The organism is Sphingobium sp. GW821-FHT02B05, assembly GCF_059421905.1.
Genome location: NZ_JBWKVW010000011.1, coordinates 56073 through 72415, shown reverse-complemented (window position 1 = coordinate 72415; position 16343 = coordinate 56073). Strand labels below are relative to the sequence as shown.

At 61.8% G+C, this 16343-nt stretch carries 16 protein-coding genes and 1 pseudogene; 10 read left to right on the top strand and 7 right to left on the bottom strand.

Going from position 1 to position 16343, the window contains the following annotated elements; genetic code table 11:
* Window positions 1-59: 59 nt before the first annotated feature.
* Both AC07UX_RS19365 and AC07UX_RS19360 read right to left on the bottom strand, forming a co-directional pair.
* A complete protein-coding gene (locus AC07UX_RS19365) occupies window positions 60-923 on the bottom strand; it encodes an NAD(P)-dependent oxidoreductase (RefSeq protein WP_495193608.1) in 864 nt (287 codons plus the stop codon).
* Between the two features lie 65 nt (window positions 924-988).
* On the bottom strand, window positions 989-2140 hold the full coding sequence (locus tag AC07UX_RS19360) for a LysR substrate-binding domain-containing protein (protein WP_495193607.1): 1152 nt from the start codon (window positions 2138-2140) through the stop codon (window positions 989-991).
* Window positions 2141-2243: 103 nt separating this feature from the next.
* On the opposite strand from AC07UX_RS19360, the gene ligK reads away from it, so the two are divergent.
* From ligK to AC07UX_RS19345, 3 genes are all read left to right on the top strand, one after another.
* On the top strand, window positions 2244-2918 hold the full coding sequence (gene ligK / locus AC07UX_RS19355) for a 4-carboxy-4-hydroxy-2-oxoadipate aldolase/oxaloacetate decarboxylase (RefSeq protein ID WP_495193606.1): 675 nt from the start codon (window positions 2244-2246) through the stop codon (window positions 2916-2918).
* A 97-nt stretch (window positions 2919-3015) separates the two neighbouring features.
* Window positions 3016-4077 (top strand): 4-oxalomesaconate tautomerase, encoded by a 1062-nt coding sequence (locus tag AC07UX_RS19350; RefSeq protein ID WP_495193605.1) that lies wholly within the window; start codon window positions 3016-3018, stop codon window positions 4075-4077.
* A complete protein-coding gene (locus AC07UX_RS19345; protein WP_495193604.1) occupies window positions 4074-4949 on the top strand; it encodes an amidohydrolase family protein in 876 nt (291 codons plus the stop codon). The genes AC07UX_RS19350 and AC07UX_RS19345 overlap by 4 nt, the downstream gene beginning before the upstream one ends.
* Window positions 4950-5045: 96 nt before the next feature.
* Here the strand turns inward: AC07UX_RS19345 and AC07UX_RS19340 are convergent.
* The 3 genes and pseudogenes from AC07UX_RS19340 to AC07UX_RS19330 form a co-directional block, all read right to left on the bottom strand.
* Window positions 5046-5249, bottom strand: a pseudogene (locus AC07UX_RS19340) (carboxylesterase/lipase family protein); the annotation flags it as partial.
* Complete coding sequence (locus tag AC07UX_RS19335; RefSeq protein WP_495193603.1) at window positions 5204-5641, bottom strand: hypothetical protein; 438 nt, start codon at window positions 5639-5641, stop codon at window positions 5204-5206. The gene AC07UX_RS19335 and the pseudogene AC07UX_RS19340, both read right to left, overlap by 46 nt.
* Window positions 5642-5671: 30 nt before the next feature.
* Window positions 5672-6049: a carboxylesterase family protein gene (locus tag AC07UX_RS19330; protein ID WP_495193602.1), complete on the bottom strand. Its 378-nt coding sequence runs from the start codon at window positions 6047-6049 to the stop codon at window positions 5672-5674.
* Between AC07UX_RS19330 and AC07UX_RS19325 the strand changes: the two genes are divergently transcribed.
* The 3 genes from AC07UX_RS19325 (at window position 6041) to gloA (ending at window position 8706) form a co-directional block, all read left to right on the top strand.
* Window positions 6041-7084 (top strand): aldo/keto reductase, encoded by a 1044-nt coding sequence (locus tag AC07UX_RS19325; RefSeq protein ID WP_495193601.1) that lies wholly within the window; start codon window positions 6041-6043, stop codon window positions 7082-7084. The genes AC07UX_RS19330 and AC07UX_RS19325 overlap by 9 nt on opposite strands.
* Before the next feature lie 83 nt (window positions 7085-7167).
* The gene (locus AC07UX_RS19320; protein ID WP_495193600.1) at window positions 7168-8130 is read left to right on the top strand and encodes a LacI family DNA-binding transcriptional regulator; all 963 of its coding nucleotides are present in this window, start codon (window positions 7168-7170) and stop codon (window positions 8128-8130) included.
* Window positions 8131-8205: 75 nt separating this feature from the next.
* Window positions 8206-8706 carry a lactoylglutathione lyase gene (gene gloA / locus AC07UX_RS19315; protein ID WP_495193599.1) on the top strand — a complete coding sequence of 167 codons (501 nt, stop codon included), beginning with the start codon at window positions 8206-8208 and terminating at the stop codon, window positions 8704-8706.
* A gap of 840 nt (window positions 8707-9546) precedes the next feature.
* Here the strand turns inward: gloA and AC07UX_RS19310 are convergent.
* Complete coding sequence (locus AC07UX_RS19310; protein WP_495193598.1) at window positions 9547-10632, bottom strand: CaiB/BaiF CoA transferase family protein; 1086 nt, start codon at window positions 10630-10632, stop codon at window positions 9547-9549.
* A 146-nt stretch (window positions 10633-10778) separates the two neighbouring features.
* Complete coding sequence (locus AC07UX_RS19305; protein ID WP_495193597.1) at window positions 10779-11048, bottom strand: PhlB family protein; 270 nt, start codon at window positions 11046-11048, stop codon at window positions 10779-10781.
* A 198-nt stretch (window positions 11049-11246) separates the two neighbouring features.
* On the opposite strand from AC07UX_RS19305, the gene AC07UX_RS19300 reads away from it, so the two are divergent.
* From AC07UX_RS19300 to AC07UX_RS19285, 4 genes are all read left to right on the top strand, one after another.
* A complete protein-coding gene (locus AC07UX_RS19300) occupies window positions 11247-11510 on the top strand; it encodes a ferredoxin family protein (protein WP_495193596.1) in 264 nt (87 codons plus the stop codon).
* Window positions 11456-12922, top strand: a complete 1467-nt coding sequence (locus AC07UX_RS19295; RefSeq protein WP_495193595.1) for an FAD-dependent oxidoreductase — start codon at window positions 11456-11458, stop codon at window positions 12920-12922. Before AC07UX_RS19300 ends, AC07UX_RS19295 begins: the two co-directional genes overlap by 55 nt.
* A 53-nt stretch (window positions 12923-12975) precedes the next feature.
* Window positions 12976-15054, top strand: a complete 2079-nt coding sequence (locus tag AC07UX_RS19290; protein ID WP_495193626.1) for a molybdopterin-containing oxidoreductase family protein — start codon at window positions 12976-12978, stop codon at window positions 15052-15054.
* Between the two features lie 94 nt (window positions 15055-15148).
* On the top strand, window positions 15149-16333 hold the full coding sequence (locus AC07UX_RS19285) for an MFS transporter (RefSeq protein ID WP_495193594.1): 1185 nt from the start codon (window positions 15149-15151) through the stop codon (window positions 16331-16333).
* Window positions 16334-16343 lie beyond the last annotated feature (10 nt).

Genomic DNA, 16343 nt, shown 5'->3' with positions numbered 1-16343 from the left:
CATACCGGCGAAAGCCGGGATTTCAGGCAGCAGCGCACGGCGCCTGCCCCAAAATTCTGTCACCCTTGCGCGACCGTACCGATCTTCGCGCCCAAACCTTCCGGTGGCGTCCTCACGCCCAATGCGCCGATCGCCCGCTGCCGCTGCACCGTACCGCGCGTCATCGCCGCGCCGGTGCCTAACTTCTCAAGCGTCTTGACAACTTCTTCCATTTCGGCGGCGCGGCGCAGCCCATGCACCAGCATCCGGTCGAGATTATAATCGGCCCGCACATCCCAGGGCCTTGGCCGTTCGCTCGCATCCAGCGACGCCAGCACCTCGTCCAGCACATCGGCTTGCGCAGCAGCCAGCACGCATTCGGCGGTCAACGCCTCAATCCCCTTGACCATCACCGACCGGATCATTTTGATGGACGATGCCCGGCCGACAGCCTCACCCACCACGCGGGTCTTGGCGAAACCCAGCGCCTGCAATCGCGCTTCCGCCTCTTGGGCCCGCGCTCCGCTCAGCAGCAAGGGGACATTCAACCGCGCAGGATCGACCGGCGCCATCACCGCGACATCGACATAATGGCCGCCGGCAGCCTCCATCGCCTGCGCCGCCGCCTGCTTGGTTTGCGGCGCGACGCTGTTGAGGTCGCAATAGAGCGTGCCGGGCGCAACCAGTCCCGCAGCCATTTGGGCCACAGCCAACGCCTGATCCGCCGTCACCACAGACAGGATGAGCGTGACGCCGTTCAGCGCATCTGCCAGATTAGGGGCTGCCGAAACGCCGGCTTCGACATAATGTGCCAGCATTGCGGCCCGCGTTGCAGCATCGTCCGTCTTTGCATCGAACACATGCGCAGCCGCGGCCCAATCCCCTGCCAATGCAAAGGTGGACCCCGCCTCGCCAAATCCGATCAGACCAATTTCCTGCTCCATGATGCCAATGGATGACGGATCGGGCCGCCGGCCGCCAATCGAATCCGGCACGGCATCATAAGAATTTACGAAGTCATCTGCCCAGCCGACGCTTCGACAGCGACCATGAACTGATGCTGCAACCGGGTCGGTCGCCAGTCGGCGCGCGTGGTCAGACCGATGGTCCGGCTGATCGCGCCCGGCGCCGGGCCGATATCCGTCAGCAATCCCGCCTCCAATTCCAGTGCCAGCTGGTCGTAGGAGAGCAAAGTCAGATAATCCCCACCCACCAGCAACTGCCGGATCGTCATCACCGATCCGCACTCAATCGGGACGGCGGGCACATCGCCACCCAGTTCAGCGAACATGGCCTTCCACAATTGGCGCAGCGGCGTGCCTTCCGGCGGCAATATCCACGGGTAGCGGCGCAGCGCATCTGCATCCCAGCCTGCCGCCAACGGGTGCCCATCGCGCGCCAATATGGTGGGTCGATCCTCGAAAAGAGCGCGCTGTTCCAGATCCAGCGCCATCGCCGGATCGCGCAACGCACCGATCATCATGTCGATCTCGCCATCCCTCAGCGGCCCCACCAATTCGGCATGCGCGCCTTCGGCAACGCTGATGTCGACCTGCGGAAAGTCGGCGCGGAACCGCATGATCGCGTCGGGCAACAGCCGCGCGCGCGACAGCGGCATCGCGCCCACCAATATTCGGCCCCCTTCCTCCCCTTTCAGATCTGCCAGATCGGCCAGCCCCTGCCGCAATTCCGCCAGTGCCAGTCGCAATCGCTGCGCCAGCGCCATGCCCGGCCTGGTCAGCGTCACCCCCCTGCCCCGTCGATCGACCAGCCGGCTGCCGACAGCCAACCCCAGATCGCCGACCGCGCGGTGCAGCGACGGTTCCGCCACGCCCGTGATCGCCGCTGCCGCCGCATAGCTGCCCGCCCGCGCCAGCGCGACAAATGCGCGCACTTGCGCCGCCGTCACGCGATTGCTGCCGATCAGCCGCAGCGCCACGTCGATCCTGGGCTTCAGTCGCAACGCCGCCTCCAGTGCGGCCATGCCACCGGGCTGCCGGTCGAACAGCCGGACGCCCAGCTGTGCCTCCAGCTTGGCGATGCCTTGTGTCACCGCGGGCTGGGTCAGGTTAACCGCACGCGCGGCCAGGCTTACGCTGCCCTGATCGACGACGGCGGCCATGGCGGCCAGGTGGCGGATATTGAACTGATCGGGTTCCATATTTTATGATTATCAAAATTTAATGGCATTGCGCCAGTTCGGATTTGAGCATCACCCCGCAACTGTCCATGTCGCTGTTCATCTTGGGAGAAGGAACCGGTCCATGTCCAACGTCGTCGTCCAGAATATCCAGCGGGCGGACCTTGCCGTCATCGATGGCCTCGCCAAAGCCGGTGTCGCCACCGTGCATGAAGCGCAGGGGCGCACCGGCCTGCTTGCGCCCTATATGCGCCCGATCTACAGCGGCGCGCGTATCGCCGGTAGCGCCGTCACCATTTCGGCCGCGCCCGGCGACAACTGGATGGTCCATGTCGCCATTGAACAGTTGCAGGAAGGCGACATTCTCCTTCTCGCCCCCACCAGCCCCTGTACTGACGGCTATTTCGGCGACCTGCTGGCCACTTCGGCACAGGCGCGCGGCTGCCGTGGCCTCATCATCGACGCAGGCGTGCGCGACGTGCGCGACCTCACCCAGATGAACTTTCCCGTCTGGTCCAAGGCCGTCCATGCGCAGGGCACGGTCAAGAATACGCTCGGCAGCGTCAATATACCGGTCATCTGCGCCAATGCGCTGGTCAATCCGGGCGATGTCATCATCGCCGACGATGATGGCGTGTGCATCGTGCCGCGTGCTGACGCAGCATCCGTCCTTGAAAAGGCGCAGGCCCGCGAAGCCGCCGAGGAAGCCAAGCGTGTTCGCTTGGCCGCCGGGGAACTCGGCCTCGACATCTACAATATGCGCCCGCGTCTGGAAGAAATGGGTTTGAAGTACATCTAAGCCTCATGGCTGTCTTGCTCCCCTTCCCGTTCGGTTCGAGCCTGTCGAGAACCATCGCGCAGGGTTCTCGACAGGCCCGAACCGAACGGAACAGTAGATGACAGCACATACCCAATCCCGCGTCATGTGGATGCGTGGCGGCACGTCGAAGGGCGGCTATTTTCTGGCCGAAGACCTGCCTGCCGACATCGCCGCCCGCGATGCGTTTCTTCTGCGCATCATGGGTTCGCCCGACCCGCGCCAGATTGACGGCATGGGGGGCGCCGACCCGCTGACCAGCAAGGTTGCGGTCGTAAAGGCGTCCGAGCGTGAAGGCGTCGATGTCGATTATCTCTTCCTCCAGGTCTTCGTCGATAAGGCGGTCGTCACCGACGCGCAGAATTGCGGTAATATCCTGGCCGGCATCGGTCCCTTCGCAATCGAACGGGGTCTTGTCGCGGCAGCAGACGGCGAAACAAATGTCGCCATCTTCATGGAAAATACCGGGCAGATCGCCATCGCCACGGTACAGACGCCAGGCGGCACGGTCCGCTATGATGGCGACGCCAAAATCGACGGCGTGCCCGGCTCTGCCGCCCCCATCCCATTGGAGTTTCGCGATACGGCCGGCTCGTCCTGCGGCGCACTGCTTCCCACAGGCAACGCTTCTGACGAGGTGGAGGGCGTGCGCGTCACCCTGATCGACAATGGCATGCCCTGCGTCGTGATGAAGGCGCAGGACGTTGGCATCACCGGCTATGAAGATCGCGAGACGCTGGACAATGACACGGCGTTGAAGGCCCGCATAGAAGCCATCCGCCTGGCCGTTGGCGAGCGAATGAATCTGGGCGACGTCACGGACAAGTCCGTGCCCAAGATGATGCTGGTCGCCCCGCCACGCGATGGCGGCGCGGTCACGGTGCGCAGCTTTATCCCCCACCGTGCCCATGCTTCCATCGGCGTGCTGGGCGCGGTTAGCGTCGCCACCGCCTGTCTGATCGAAGGATCGCCTGCCTCTGAGGTGGCCACGATCCCGCAGGGAAATCGCAAGACGCTGTCGGTCGAACATCCCACGGGCGAAACGACCTGCGTCATGGAACTGGATGACAGCGGCGCGGTCACCAGCGCCGCCATGCTGCGCACCGCGCGTAAATTGATGGATGGAGAGATATTCGCATGAGCGACCGCATTACCAGCTGGCACGGCAATCCGTCCAAGCCGCTCTACACGCCGCCCTCCGGTGCGATCGACGCCCATTGCCATGTGTTCGGCCCGATGGCGGATTTCCCTTTCAGCGCGAAGGCGAAATATCTGCCGGAGGATGCCGGTCCGGACAAGCTGTTCGCGCTGCGCGACCATCTGGGCTTTGCCCGCAATGTGATCGTGCAGGCCAGCTGCCACGGCACCGACAATGCCGCAACATTGGATGCGATCGCCAAGTCGAATGGCAAGGCCCGCGGCGTCGCAGTGGTCGATCCCGCCATTTCGGACGCTGATCTTGCCGCCCTGCATGATGGCGGCATCCGCGGCATCCGCTTCAATTTCCTCAAACGACTGGTCGATGACGCGCCCAAGGACAAATTCCTGGAAGTAGCTAAGCGCCTGCCCGCCGGCTGGCATGTCGTCATCTATTTCGAAGCCGACATATTGGAAGAATTGCGCCCCTTCATGGACGCGATCCCCGTGCCGCTGGTCATCGATCATATGGGGCGCCCCGATGTGGCCCAGGGGCCCGATGGCGCCGACATGAAGGCCTTTCGCGCTTTCCTGCAAAGCCGCGACGATATCTGGTTCAAGGCAACCTGTCCCGACCGCCTGGACCCGACCGGCGATCCCTGGAATGCCTTTGCCGATGCGGTTGCGCCGCTCGTCGCGGACTATCAGGATCGCGTTTTGTGGGGCACCGATTGGCCCCATCCGAACATGCAGGACGATATCCCGGACGACGGCCATCTGGTCGATATGATCCCGCGTATCGCACCGACGCCCGAATTGCAGCGCAAACTGCTGATCGACAATCCGATGCGTCTTTATTGGCCCGAGGAAATCTAACCGCCCGGCTTGATATAGGGCACCGTTTTCGATGGCGACCTGACGGTCGAAGATCATCGTCGGCCGCGTATCGAGATCAAATTCTGGCCAGTCGGCAATGGCGCGATGGTTCGGGTCGCCGGTCCGCGCGAACGCGATGAAGCTGTCCGCCATGTGCCCCGCCAAGTGCCGCGCATCGGGGCTGGTACCGGTACGCGATCGAGCCGCATCGACATTGACGAACACCGGCGGGATATCCAGGGTGTGGAACGCCCTCAATATCCCGCCCGCTTCGGGACAGGGAAAGTCGAACTGATACATCCAGGTCGGGGCATCGATGCGAGCGCGTTCCTCCGTCTGGACCAGATGCCCTGGCCAGGATCGGCCCGCCGTCGTCGCCGCCAATAATATCTCCCTGGACTGCGATCGGGATAGAACTGGCGATAACGGAGGATGACATGATCGGGTGCCAAATCCTCGACCATTTCGCGCGCCAGCCGGTCAAGCAGATTGTCCCATGTCGTGTCACCCGCGCGCAGCATCTTCTCGATCCACAGCGCAGTTTCGTCATGGGCGTTGCCGACGATCAAAGGGATATGCGCTGCTTCCCGCGGGGCGTCGGGAAAGAAGGGATGACGGGCGAGCACGTCATGATCCAGCGTGGAGGTGAAACTGATTTCGCCCTTGCCTTCCAACGGATCGGCCATTGCCATCGCTCGTCCAGCGTCCGATCAGCAGCCGCATCAACGTCGTAATATCGGGTGCGCCAGACTTTTCCATCCACGCCTTCGCCCGGCAGGTAACGTGCATCGGTCCGGCGGCGGTGACATGCTAGCGCCGCCGCCCGGCTGGCCGAATATCATCACACGGTCCGGATTGCCGCCGAACCGGACGATATTGTCGCGCACCCATATCAGCGCCAAGATGGTGTCCAGATTGCTGACATTGCCCGATCCCGCCGGCCCACCAAGCGCCGCCAGATAGGCATAGCCCAAGGCGCCAGGCGGTGGTTCAGCGTCACCACCACCACATTGCCGGTGCCGAAACAAGAGCGAGCGCCCAATACGCCCTATTGCATCGCGATGCAACCATAGTAGGATCGATGCGTATTGATGGTTCACCTTCCAACAATCCAAAGGTTCAGCATGGTTTTGCAGACACCCTTATCGACCCGCTACCGGCCCAGTGGCGCATTGGGCTTCGGAAGCGCTCCGATGGGCAATTCGTTCAAGACGATGACCGACGATGGGGCACGAGAAACATTGCAGGCCGCCTTCGATGCCGGAATCCGCTATTTCGACACCGCGCCGCTATATGGTCATGGGCGTGCAGAACGCCGTTTTGCGCAAGTTCTGCCCAATCTGCCGCGCGCGGACATCACCGTGTCGACCAAGGTAGGACGGCTGCTACGGCCAGACGAGTCTCTTGCCGGCACGACGCAGGGGATATTTCACGACGTTCCGCCCTTTGCGATCCAGCATGATTACAGTGCCGACGGCGCGCGGCGCTCGATCGAAGACAGTCTTCAGCGGCTCGGACTGGCGAGCATCGATATCGTCTATGTCCACGACATTTCACCGGACGCGCATGGCGAGGCATGGACAGAGGTGTTCGAAACCGCCCGCGACGGCGCGATGAAGGCGCTGACCGCCATGCGCGAAGAGGGGCTGATCAAGGCCTGGGGCGTGGGGGTCAACACCTTGAAACCCGCAATTCGGTCTTTCGAGGAGGCCGACCCCGATATCGTCCTGTCCGCCACCCAATATTCGCTTTTCCACCACGCTGGGGCATTGCGCCAACTGTTCCCGGTCGTCGAAAAGGCTGGCGGATCCGTCGTCGTGGGCGCGCCATTCAACGCCGGGTTCCTGACCGGGCGACCACAATATGATTATGCCGGTGGGACGCCCGACGATGCGGTTGCGCGGCGGGCGGCATTCCGACGAATCGCCGATGCGCATAAGGTCGCTCTCGTCGCTGCCGCGTTGCAATTCTCTGCGGCGCCTTCGGTAGTATCGGCCGTCATTCCCGGGATGAGCACCGCCAAGCAAGCTCGTGACAATGCCGAAGCCTTCGCGCAGGTGATCCCGGCGGATTTCTGGGCAGAACTCAAGGCCGAAAATCTCATCGAGCAAGACAGCGCTGTCCCGCCCGCGTAAAGGGGCATCTTGAAGCGTGCGAATGAACCGAAGGAAGCGCCCTGCCCCGTCGCAAAACGACAGTTCCCGAAGCCCGACGCGCGGTGACATCGCGAGACGTCGCCGCGCGGGTGGGCGTTTCGCAGTCGGCGGTATCACGCGCCTTCACGCCCGGCGCCAGCATATCGCCGGATCTGAAGGAGCGGATCGTCACTGCGGCGCGCGAACTGGGGTATCGGCCCAGTCGTCTGCCCGGCATGATCCTTTCAGGCAGGTCCAACATGATCGCCGTGGTTGTGGGCGGCTTTGCGAACCCCTTTCATGCGCTGGCGAGCGAGGCGATCTGCCGGGCGCTGGGCGCGAACGGGAAACGGGCGATGCTCGTACCGGTCAATAGCGATAGCGAGATCGATTCCGTCGTCGACAGCCTGATGGAATATCGGGTGGATGCAATCATAACGTCGCTTTCGATCCAGTCCGCAGAGGCCGCAGAGAGATTGTCCCGCCACGGCGTGCCCGTCGTCGTGGTCAACGCGGCCGAACAGTTGCCGGGCATCCACAATATCCTGGCGGGCAATGAGGCTGCGGGCGAACAGGCCGCACGCCTTCTGATCGGAAGAGGCCATAGGCATATGGCCTTCGTTGGTGGTCCCGCTGAAAGCTCCGTCAGCGACGCGCGCTTGGCGGGCTTCCGCATGGCTCTTGCGGAGTTGGGTGCGCCTGAGCCTATCGTCCTGCCGGGCGATTATCTTGTCAGCGGCGGCCTCGCGGCCGCCGACACGCTTCTGAACGCCCCCTCTATACCGGACGCCCTCCTTTGCGTGAACGACCTGACGGCGATCGGCCTGATCGACGGTCTGCGTGCCGGGGGCTGCGCGCGGCTGCCTGCCGTGATTGGTTTCGACGATATCCCGGCGGCGTCCTGGCACGCTTATGATCTTACAACCTTCAGGCAAAATATCGACGCTATGGCCGCGCTTGCGATCGAATGCGTGGATCACAGCTTCGAGAATAGCGCCAGGAAACTCGTCATTCCCTCACAACTCGTCATTCGTTCGAGCGCGTGAGCGACCCATGCCATCCCAATGACTTTCAAACCGTCCGGCTTTGCCACCGCAGCCACAAGTTCGCAGGAGATTACCATGTCCCGAGCCGCCGGAACCGAAGGATTCGTCCTTAACCAGACGATGATACGCGTCCGCGATCCTGCCCCGTCCGTTGCGTTCTACCAGGATGTTCTTGGTATGACGCTGTTGCAGAAGATCGACTTTCCAGAGATGGCATTCTCGCTTTATTTTCTGGCCTATCTGGCAGCGGACGAAGACATTCCGACGGATCCGGCGGAGCGCGCGAAATTTATCTTCGCGCGGGAGACGACGCTGGAATTGACCCATAATTGGGGGACGGAAAGCGACGAAGGTTTCGCGGGATATCACCATGGCAACGGCGAACCGCGCGGCTTTGGACATATCGGCATCAGCGTCCCCGACGTGGATAGCGCGTGTGCCCGCTTCGAGGAACTCGGCGTCACCTTCGTCAAGCGGCCGCAAGATGGCACGATGAAGACTGTCGCCTTCATTGCCGATCCTGACGGCTACTGGATCGAAATCCTTTCGCCTGCGGGCATGACAAGCTTGCTCTGACATATTGCGCCTGTTCATGGCGGCTTGATCCAAAGTGTTGGTTTGATGGTGAGGTCGTCTCGTTGAAACGAGAGGAAGCCGTGCGGAACAGGTTCGTCACTGAGCGCCACGACCACACGCCGTCAGAGCAGCAATATAGCGATCGAGCCTCCTTTCGCCATTGCCAGGGGCGCCAAGCGGGCTCACCTTTGGAGGCTGGATAAAGCCGATCGAAAAGAACCGCGACCAGCGATACAAGTGCGTCCAGCGATGACGTCGTGCGCTCGGACCCTGAAAACCCAAATCGCTCCTGACCAATCGAACGCTGCGCCACGACCACTCTGCTCCCTGGAAAGCCCATAGAATCAGCAATTGGCACGCCTGTCTATGCCCACCCGCGCACGGGTCTCATTAGGCGTTTATCTAGTCAGGAAACGGCAGGCCCGGCAAAATAGCCCGTCGACGGATATTGCATCGCCCATGCGCCCTGTAGCCGCCACCCTGAATCCCGCAGATCGCGGGCAAGGTGCCCACGCGCGATCCGCCGGAGCAAAGACGCGTACCGATACAGGCAGGTCTCTAGCCTTGGCGGAACCATCATGTCCCGGATCGATACCAATGTGTCGTTGGCTATCGGCCAAGCCGTGAGCATCGCGTTGTATTCGGCGCGCGCATTGTCCAGATGGCAACGTCGAGTTCCGGGAGCGTTGCAAAAACCTTTGCAATCTCTGGATCCATGCGATCGAAAATCCTTATGTATAGTCTCCGGGGCAGCACATTTCGGATAGTGCCCAAAGCCAGCGCCAATAATACTCCCGGCACGCGTGATTTACGGTGCCCGTCCGCGTTTTCAGGTAGGCATCACGCTTCGGACATTCCCAGCAAAGCTTGCGAATCCGCACCTGCCTCGGGCGCCGGCCGGGGCGGCGAGCATGGTGTCAACGAGTATCGCGGAGCCGGTGCGGGCTGCACCACGCCAGCGACTTCAATGAAAGTCTCGCGCGAGACATTGTGAGGGTGATGCAGTGCTTCGGCGATGTCGAGGACCGGCGCGAAGCAGGCGTCGGTAGCTTCCAATATCTCGCACCACTGGGCACGGGTACGCGTGCGGAATATGGCGCGAAGACCTTCTCTCTGCTTCGGCCAGAGCAATGGATCCTCTTGCTCGTCGTACGCGGGGTCATCCAGAATTCCGAGCTTTTCCCGCAAGATCGCATAGAACTGCGGCTCGATCGCACCGATGGCAACATGCTGGCCGTCAGCGGTCGCATAAGTGCCATAATAAGGGGCCCCACCGTCGATCACATTGTCCTCCCGGCGGTCACGCCAGCGTCCGTCGTGCCTCCACCCGTAGATGATCGACATCAGCAATGCCGAGCCATCGGTCATCGCGCAGTCGATCACCTGACCCTGCCCCCCGTCGCGGATCGAGAGCAAGGCCGCCAGCATTCCAAAGGCCAGCATCATTCCTCCGCCGCCGAAATCGCCGACCAGATTGAGCGGCACCACTGGCGGGCCATCAGCGGGGCCGATGGTGCCAAGAGCGCCAGAAATCGCGATGTAATCGATGTCATGTCCCGCCAGCGCGGCCTGCGGCCCGTTTTGGCCCCAGCCAGTCATGCGGCCGTAGACAAGCTGGGGATTCTCCTTGAGCAGCTCGTTCGGACCGAGGCCGAGACGCTCCATGACCCCAGGTCGAAAGCCTTCGATCAACCCGTCCGCATCGCGGCACAAGGCGCGCACCTGATCACAGTCTCGAGGCGATTTCAGGTCGAGCAGGACCGACTTACGCGATCGCAGCAGAGGATCGAATGGATTGAGCCGGGTTCCCGGCCGATCGATGCGGATGACCTCCGCCCCATGATCCGCCAGCATCATGCCTGCGAAAGGCGCTGGGCCAATGCCGCCGAACTCGATGATGCGAATACCTTCCAGCGGTCCTGCCAAATTGTCCTCCTCGAAAATTCTCGCCTTCGCCGCAGCGGCCGGTGACTTGGGTTACCGCCGTGCCGGCAAGCATTTGTGCGATGATCGTGAGCGACCGAAGCGGTGTTTACCCGCACAAATCAATATACGTCAATCGATTGATAAACTTAACCGCCTTCCGATGACTGGCTATCTCCCGACCGATCCGGATCGAACCTCGGCAGCACCAAGCCATTGGGCGCCATGCGGAAGATGTTTTTGCCCGGCATATCGATCCGAAATCGATCCAGGAGTTGGTAATCGAGCTGCGCCGGCATACGCGGTCCTTCAGCAAGCTGAACCTTGCCGGCCACGCAAGGGGGATTGACGGTCGGGATGTTGGACGCTGCCAGGTATTTACCCAATGCGTCGGTAAGCTTCTGGCGATGCGCGTGCACATCTTAAGTGGAGCCATACATGGGGACACTTGCACCCACCCCGAGACCACAACGACTTGACATGCTTAATTAATCGATTAATTTAGAAAGATAAGTAACAAAAGGGCCGGATAAGATGCGCCGAAAATCGAGCGCGACAGTGCGGTCAGTTGGTCATGACAGAGAGCCGAAATCTGCGCTTGAAACAAGGGATGACGGATGACCTATGTGATCGCCGCGCCATGCGTCGCCGACTATTCTTGTGCGGAGATATGCCCGGTATCGGCGATATCGCCCGGGCCGGACGATCCTGAATTCCAGCGCGTGGAGCAACTATTCATCGACCCCCGCGTCTGCATAAACTGCGGCGCTTGCATGGATGTCTGCCCTGTCTCAGCGATATACCAGGAAGGCTCCCTGCCTGCGCAATGGACGCAGTATGCCGAACTAAACCGACACTATTTCGAGGTTACTGCGAAATGACATCACGTGCGATCCGCGTTGCGATCATCGGCGCGGGTCCGGCTGGCCTCTATGCGGCCGGTCACCTCCTTGAAAGTCGACAGCATCAGGTCGAAATAGATTTCATCGAGCGACTGCCCACCCCCTGGGGGTTGGTCCGCACCGGTGTCGCACCCGATCATAGCGAAAAGAAGAAGATCACCGACCGGCTCTTCGATTTCATCCTGCGCGACCCCCGTGTTCGGTTTTTCGGCAATATGTCGGTGGGCAGAGACGTTGCGGCCGAAGAACTGGCCAAGTGGTACGACGCTGTCATCTACGCGCACGGGGCGGGCAGCCACAACGCCATTGGCGTGCCGGGGGAGAACCTAGGCGGCGTATGGGGCGCGCGCGAATTCGTGCAGTTCTACAACGCGCATCCCGACCAGGCCGACCTCCAGTTCGACCTGTCCCATCCGCGGGTGGTCATCGTCGGAAACGGTAACGTTGCCGTCGATATCGCGCGCATCCTGACGACCGACATCGCCGTGCTGGAAAAGACCGATATAGCCGAACATGCCCTTGCGGCTTTGCGGGCCAGCAAAGTCCGCGAAGTCGTGATCCTGGGCCGACGCGACCTGGAATTCGCCGCTTTCAACAATCCTGAGCTCGAGGAGTTCGAGCACTCCGAGGGCGTCGACATCCATGTGCGCGGGACCGTGGAGCCGCCTGTTCCCGGCGCCGATCCGCTAGGCACCTGGCGCGCCCAGCGCCGCTATCGGATCATGTGCGGCTTGCTGGCAAAACCGCAGTCTCCCGAACACAAGCGCATCGTCTTTCACTTCCTTGCGACCCCGGTGGCGCTGCGTGGGAACGGGCGGGTCGAACGGCTGGAATATGTTACCAACACCGCTGTGCGCCGGGACGACGCGGTCCGGTTCGAACGTGGCGACAAGATAGATTCTATGGACGTCGGGCTGGTCCTTTCCGCTTGCGGATATCGCGGCGCCCCTCTCGAAGGCCTGCCTTTCGACCCGGTCACCGGCGTGATCCCGAACGAAAGGGGCAAGGTTCTCAACGATGGCGTCGGTCTGCCGGGAATTTATGTGACCGGCTGGATCAAGCGGGGCTGCCGCGGCATCATCGGCAGCAATCGGCGCTGCGCCCACGAGACGGTGGCCAGCCTCCTTGCCGATCATGTTGTGGGTGCGTTGCAGCCGGCGATGCTGGACCGCGATCAGGTGCAGGCGGTTCTCACCGCCCGCAACGCCCGGATCGTCCTTTTCGACGGGTGGCGCGCGATCGATCGTGTCGAACGTCTCGCCGGGCGGGATTTGGGCCGGCCCCGTGTCAAGCTTGCCAGCATCGACAAGCTGATCGAGGCGGCGCTACCCCATCAGGCGAGGGAAGGCGCTGCCTCTTGTGCGGCGGAACTTGGAAATATACTGGCATGACCCAATCGAAGACCAGTTTCTGTCGTATCTGCGAGCCGGGATGCCCGTTGACGGTGCATTTCGATGAAAAGGGCAAACCCAACCTCATAACACCCGACGAAAACAATCCCGCAGGCGGCGTCGCTTGTCACAAGGGACTCTCGTACCTGGAAATCCACGAGGATCCCGACCGCATCAACTGGCCCTTGCGGCGGATGAACCCGCGTACGGAAGCGCACGGAGATTTCCAGCGGGTGAGCTGGGACGAAGCCTTTGCCGAGATCGGCGAGCGGTTGCGCAACATCCGGGAAAAATACGGCCCCGATGCGGTGGCGACTTATGCCGGCAATCCGGGCGCATTCAATTCGACCTACACGATGTTCGCGCCTTACCTCAGTGCATCGCTTGGGACGTCGCTGCGGTTCACCTCGAACACGCAGGACACATCGAACAAGATGGCGACGATGGCCGAGGTCTTCGGATCGCCCTCTTCGTTCAAGATTCCCGACATCGACAACACCGACTATCTCCTGTGCATTGGTAGCAACCCCAAAGTGTCTCGCTGGACGCTGATGTCCGCCACCAACGACTGGGAGATCGTCAAGAACATCCAGCGGCGCGGCGGCAAGGTGCGCTTCGTCAACCCGCGCATCACCGAGTCTTCATCGCCTGAAACCGGCCCGACCCTTCTCATACGACCGGGCACCGATGCCTATTTCCTCGCTGCATTGCTGCATGAAGTCGAAAAACTCACCGGCTTCGATGCCGCGATCGTCGGCAAGTATGGCCGCAACGTCGAACCTATGCGGCAATTCGTGCGCAAATACTCGCCGGACAAGGTCGCAGGGGTCACCGGGCTGAGCGCACAAGCCATCCGCAAAGTCGCCCGCGAATACGTCGAGGCTCGGTCAGGCATCGTCTATATGGCGACCGGGGTAAACCAGAGCCGCCAAGGCATGATCTCGGCCTGGCTGGTGGAGATGCTGCAGTTCGTGACCGGCAACCTAGGCAGGAAGGGCGGGACCTTCAAGCCCAACGCACTCGCGTTGTCATGCCCGCCGGTGACCGGCGTCAAGCTGGTGAAGACGTCGATCGGCACGTTCGAGGTCCTGCAGCCTGGAATGAGCATTCCTTTGCCAGCAAACATCATGACCTCGCTGATGAACAATGGCGACATCAAAGCCCTGATCGTGATTTCCGGCAACCCGCTGCTCAGCGTGGCCGGCGAGACCGAAGGGCGCAAGGCTTTCGAGAACCTGGAGCTTGTCGTCTCGCTCGACCTGTTCCGCAATGCCACCGGCGAGCTGGCCGACTTCGTCTTGCCTACCGTCGATTTCCTAGAGCGACCGGACATCAATTTGTGCGGCATGGGGATGCAGCAGACCCCCAACGTCAAATATACCGATCCCATGGTTGCGCCGGCACAGGAACGTCGTAACGACTGGTGGATCCTGTCCCGCATCCTTCAGGCTACCGGACTGGATTCGCCGTTGAACGACCAGCCGGATGCCGACTGGGGAGCGCAGTCCATCGAGAAGTTGCTCGCTGGCAAGAATCTTTCGATTGAACAATTGCGCGAAATGCCGTCGGGAACGGCGCTATTCGACCCCCTGCCCTACGATGCGTTGTTCGATGTCTGCCTGCAGCATCCAGACAAGAAGATCGACTGCTTCCCGGCAAAGTTCGAGGCGACTGGACTGTTTGACCGTTTCGATACCATTTTCGAGGAGTTGTCCAGCGAGCCGCCGCATACCCTCAAGCTCATATCCTTGCGCACGCCCTACATGCACAACAGCTGGTTCGTGAACGCACCCAAGTTCCGCAAGGGCAAGGAGCGTGAGAACCCGCTGCATATGTCCCATCTGGACGTCGAGCGGCTTGGCCTGGTGGAGGGCGACAAGGTGGAAGTGGCCACCGGTTTCGGGGCGATCGAGGCGCATGTCTTCGTAGACGACACACTGCGCGAAGGGACCGTCGCCATGACCCATGGCTACGGGCAGCAGAAGACCTTCGCGTTGCAGGTAGCGCGTCAGAATGCAGGGATCAACTGCAACGACATCATGCCGACCGGACCAGAATCGATCGAACCGATCAGCAACATGGCATGGCTGACTGCGGTGCCCGTCACCGTCACCCGGTGCCTGGTTCACTGAACCGCGCCCATGCCAGGCCTTTTCAGCCTGGATCGGTCGACGACCTGACGCGCAGTTTCATTGCTAAGGCCATACTGGAAAGGATTAACGCCTGATGACGGCTCCCCTGCCCCCGATTGGCTTTTCCCGCACCGCTATCATGGCGGTGGTGATGCTCGGAGCGCTTGGCAGTCTTGCTGTCCAGTTGCAGCCGTTGATGCTGGGACAACTGGCGCGCGAAGGCGCGATCTCGCTGGGGCAGATCGGCCAGACCGCCATGCTCGAAGGACTTGGCATGGCGATCGCAGCAAGCTGCGCCGGCTTTCGGCTCAAGCCGGAAAACCTGCGTGCCATCGCCTTGGCAGCCATCGCCATAAGCGCCTGCGTTAATCTTCTGTGCGGGAACCTCGTTGGCATCCCGTTCATGGTGCTGCGCTTCTTCGGCGGGATCAGCGCCGGCCTGATGTCGTGGTTGTGGGTCGGCATGCTGTCGCGCCATCCGGTGCCAGCGCGGCTATGTGCGATATTCATCCTGCTGCAGTCACTGACGCTGCTGGCACTGTCGTTCCTGTTTTCCAACGTGGTGTTCGCCTGGCGGGGCGCTTCAGCCAGCTATGCCATCATCGCCGGCCTGAACTTGGCGTCGTTCGTGCTGGTGCCCCTGATCCCGCGCCGATATGAGACTGGCGCTGCCGGCTTCAGGCTGGCCCTGCCGTCCGGGCGCGGGATCGTTGCCTTGTTTGCCGTTTCCCTGAACCTGGCCGGGGTCATGGCCCTTTGGGTCTATCTGGTCCCGTTGGCCCGGCATTCGGGTTTTGCAGAAACCGTTGGAAGCACGGCGATTTCCTACGCCCTAGCAGCCCAACTCACCGGCGGACTGTGCGCGGGAGTGATGGGTGCCAGGTTCAAGGGCAGTACGGTCTTGCTGGGAGGAGGGAGCATCCTCGCCATCCTCGTCAGCATCATGGGGCTCACCGGATCGAGCGTGCTCTTCACCATCTGCGCGGCGGCGTTCGCTTTCGTATGGATGTTCGTCGGATCGTTCCACATGCCCTATCTCACATCGGTGGAGAAAGAACGCGGGGCTGCGATGCAGCTTCCCACGGCGCAACTGGTCGGCATGGCTGCGGGCCCTGCGGTCGCCTCGGCGATCGTGACGGTCTGGAGCATTCCCGTGCTCGTAATCGGATCGGGCGCGATGCTGGCGGCATCGGTTACCCTCGCGGCAGCAACCATCGCCGTATCGACCCGGCATCGTCGGATGCCGGCGTCGCCGCTCGCCGCCGGGCAGGAAGCATGAAACATTCGCG